1 protein-coding gene is annotated in these 4,474 nt (G+C 60.6%); it reads right to left on the bottom strand.

Annotated elements, in window-relative coordinates; genetic code table 11:
* On the bottom strand, positions 1-4,474 hold a 4,474-nt coding region (locus ABX749_RS23460; protein ID WP_372898137.1), incomplete at both ends, for an Ig-like domain-containing protein.

The raw sequence follows: 4,474 nt of genomic DNA, 5'->3' as shown, positions 1-4,474 counted from the left end.
GAACGAGAACGTTCCGTCGCCGAGCGAACCCAGGTTCAGCGGGAAGTCGACCGGGCTTTGTGCGATGCCCAATCCGACTTCACGACCGTCGCGGTACAACCGAACGATACTACCGGTCTCGCCGATCGAACGGATGACGACACGCGGATCCGCAACGGTCAGCGTTGACGTGACGTTGCCATCGGCGTCCAACAACGCGGGGGTGGAGGGGATCGCCGGTGCGGATTCATCGATTACGAATTCGACATCGACCGGTTTCGACGCGTTGCCGTACCGGTCGACCGCCACGAAGGTCAGCGTCTGATCGTCCGGTGCAAGCGTTTGGCCGGCGATCGAATACAACTCCGTCAATGGCAACTGCAGTGCGTCTTCGGAGGACAATCGATCGACGAGTTCGATCGTTGGGGAACCATCCACGGAAACGGTCAACGAAGCCACTTCGCTGACGTCATCGACGACGAGCGACAATTCTGCATCGGTACGAAAGGCGTTGACCAGCGGCAATCGGTTGTTCCCAAGCGTGACGCCGGCCAGGATCTGCGGCGGGTCTTGATCGGTCGTGGACCCGAGTCGATTGCGCCAGACGACGAAATCGTGCCGATCAATCATCCCTTCACCGGTCAGGTCGCGATGACGTGCATAGCGTGGGGATTCGGCGTTGGAATTCAGGCTGATGCGAATGTCTCGCCAATCGTCGGTGTCGACTTCGTTGTTACCGTTGACGTCACCAAGCAGTCTGTGGAACGGAAGCGGCAAGAACTCGCTGCCGAACTCCGGTCCGCTAGCCATCGTTTGCAAGCGGTTTGCGTTGCTGGCGATGCCTGCGTTGCGGAGCATCAGGTAATATTGATCGTCTTGTTGGATCAATCCGTTGACGTCGATCGTCAGCGTGAACGTGTCTGGATCGTACGAAAACTTCTCACTCGGGATCCTGATTTCGTCGCCTTCGATATTGGAAACAAAAATGTCTGCCGAAGCGTCGGCGATCCAAGCGTGCTGGTTGAAGGTTACCGTCAGGGTGTGTAATTGCGACCGTTGGATTTCGCCGGCGTTGACGTCGAACCCGCTGATCGACATCGGGTTGACGAACACGCTGCCAACGTCCACCCGCAGTTGTTCTTCGGCGGAGACGGGATCGGCGGATGGGTCAGTAGCTGTGACGGTGACGTCCAGCATCGCTTGCCCGCTCCAACCGGCCGAAGGCATCAACTGCAGCCCGTCCAGGTCTTCGAGAGCTAAGCGATACTGCCCATCGGCGATGCGGACGCCCTGATTGAGCGTTGCGCCCTGTGGCAAGGACGCGATCGTGACCGTGAGGCGTTCACTGTCGTCGGCATCGGTTGCCATCGCATCGATCTGCAACGGCAGCGGCTGGTCTTGATCGCCCCTGGCGGTGTGGACGACCAACGACGGCGTGTCGGTGATGGGCGTCACGTTGATGCTGACGAAGGCTTCGTTAGAAACGTAGCCATCGACGTCCTTGACGGTGTAGGTGAAGGAGTCGTTGCCGGAGTAATCGGGATCCGGCGAATAGGTGACGATGCCCGATTGCGGGCTGACGAACACCTGTCCGTGCTCAGGCGGCGTCACGAGGGTCAACGACGCGGGAACCAACGGCGATTCGTGATCGGAATCGTTGGCCAGCACGTCCAGGTTGACCGGCACGTCTTCTTCGGTCGCGGCCAAGTCGGTTCGCGCGATTGGCGCGCGCAGCCCCTCGGACACCAGGAACACGTCGTCGATTCGTGCGTGACTGTTTGGCTGGGCAAACCCGATTAGATCGATCGACAACACGGCCAGGGTTCCCGCCGGGACCGCACTGACGTCGATCTGCACCAGCATTGTGCCGTCGGTGAACACGCCGCGCAGGTCTTGTGATGGATCAGAGGATCGGGTGTCGCCGACGGTGACGCCCGCTCCGCTGCGGTAGGTCCCGTCGGTGGCAAAATTGAGTGAAGCATCGGTCTGGCCCAGTGGGATCACGCCGACCAGGGGGGTGAACGTATTGGCGTCGAGCAACGCGATTTCCAACGCATCGGGGGCGCGGTCGGGGTCCGCGGTAAGGCTCAGGTTTGAAATCGTCAGCCGCAGGATCGAGGCGCCGTCGGGCACGTAAAACGCTTGGCGAAGTGACGTTCGTTCGGTGGGGGATTCCGACAGTTCCGCTGCGCCGTTGTCAAAATCGACATTTCCGGTCGTCGTCCAGGCTTCGCCGTCGGCATCAAACCATCCGTTGCGAATGTCAAACGTCGCCCCGGCCGTCGGCGCCAGCGAAGTCGGTGTGAAGGTCGGGGGATCGACCGAAGGCGGCAGTTCGGGGGTGGGCGTGATCCGGGTGTCGTCGCCGGTGGAGGGATCCACGGGCGGATCGATCGGTGGTTGTGAAGGGGCGCCCGGTGGCGGCGTGATGGTTGGAAAGTCGGCGACGGTGACAAAGCGATCGTCCCACGCAAGTGCGGCAAAGTCGGACGTAAACCCGAAATTCGCAGCGAGCAGTTGTGAGTCGGCGATGGTGATCGCGCCGTCGGCATTGAAATCCGCGGCCGGGTCGTAGGTTCGGTCGCCGATGAAACTTCCCATGGAATTCGCCAGTGCCATACTATCGAGTCCATCGACGACGCCGTCGCGATTGATGTCGCCTACCACATCCAAATGCAACCGGTAGCGTCCCGCGTCATCGGCCGATGCCCCAGCGACGCTCAGCAAGTATTGATCGGCACGCTGGATCGAAAACAACGCGACCGTCCGATCGCCATCGACGCTGCGGGCGATCGGATCGAGTCCGGCGATTCTTGGTGTGTCGGCGATGAACGGACTGCGATATCGTTCGATGATCGCGCGCACCCACACGACGTGCTGATCGGTGCTGCGCAACTGGGCGTCGTCGATCGTGAAGGCGTACTGATCGGTCTGGCCGGCGTCGAGTTCGCCAATGATGGGCGATGCGGAAAAATCAGCGGCACGTCCAAGATCCGCCGTCAGCGGTTGGTCGGCGGGGTAGGCGCGATGGTTCCCGTCGACACTGACCGCGACCGAAAGTGTTTCGCCGGTTTCGGATTCATAGCCATAGCGGTGCAGCGACTGCGCGACGTCGGACACGGAGGCGACTTCGACGAGTCGGCCGGCGTCGTCGTAGCGGTAGTGCAGATCCATCGTCGGCGTGCGGAGCGATGCGATCTGGCCCTGGGCGTTGTGAACGATCGCAAGAAACTCGCCCGAAGGAAGCAAAATGCCGCTGTCGCTGATCTGCACGATTTCGCCGCCGGGCCATTGCTGCCGCGTGATCCTGCCCGCTGCGTCGATCCGGTCGACCCGGCCATCGGGATGCACGAGTTCATAGGCGTCATCGACTGAAATAAAATTGGCGGGATGATAGGGCTGGCCGGTGGCCTGGTCGAAATAACGCTCTCCGCCACGGACCAATAAACGATCGATGGATCGCAATTCGTAGTCGACTCCGGCATCGGCGGTCCAATGCAGTTTGTAGAAGACCAGGGAGTCGTCGGAAGGAAAGAGCTGAACGCGTTGTGGTTCAAACGTGAACCCGACGCGTCGTCCGTCAGGAAGACTCAAATAGACGCGATCGCCGCCGGATAGAGCCGGATGGACGACTGCCGACGACGCGTCCGCCAATTCGCTGAAAGTTTGCAGGGCAACGTTTCGGAACGTGAAACGCCAGGACTTGCGGAGCGAATCGTATTGACGCGCGATCTGAAAGGTCTGGTCGCCGAACGTGATTTCCGCGTCAACGTCCGTTCTCGTGAAGGCATCGGTTTTGGAGTCCGAGTTGACCTCCACGTCCACGGAGGTCTTTGAACTGCGTCCGCTGATGTCACTGGCGGTTAAGCGAATCGTGTAGAAACCGTTGGCCAGCGATGCCGGGTCGAGTGTCGCCAGCGCCAGATCTTCGCCGGTCGATTGACCACTTGCCAGAGTTTCCAAATCGTCCGATCCGTGAGCGGCGATTTCCAGCGACCATTGGTCCAGGTTGACGTCGTTGATGGCGGCGATCAATTCGGTCGGCTCGGTGATGCGTTGGGAACCATCAAGCGACAACGCGACTTGGGGAGCCTCCTTGTCGGTGGCCGTACGGACTCGCACCGTTTCAGTGACGGTCGCGAAAAAGCCGTCGACGTCCGTCGCGATGGCAACCAGAGACGTTTTGCCGGGGGAGCCGGCGATGATTTCTGCACGACCTTGTTCGTTCAGCGTGACTTCGCCGCCGTCGTAGGTCAGTGACAAGGACTCGATCGGCGCCACGCCGTCGGCGATCACATCGACTCGGATCGTTTGTCCCGGCAATGCGGGGAAACTGGGCGTGGTGACAATCCGAACCTCGGGCAAACGAGGTGTCGCGACTGATTCGATCACCAGATTGTGTTTCGTTTCCGCCAATCCGTCGCTCGCTCGGACGTCGACGACGTAGCTGCCGAGTTGGCCGGGTTGGGGAATCCACGTGATCCGACCGGTGGAT

Origin of the sequence: Stieleria sp., from assembly GCF_041595215.1 — a bacterium.
Taxonomy (GTDB): Bacteria; Planctomycetota; Planctomycetia; order Pirellulales; family Pirellulaceae; genus Stieleria; species Stieleria magnilauensis.
The sequence above is the reverse complement of the archived record's forward strand: the minus strand, read 5'-3'. Positions and strand labels throughout refer to the sequence as shown.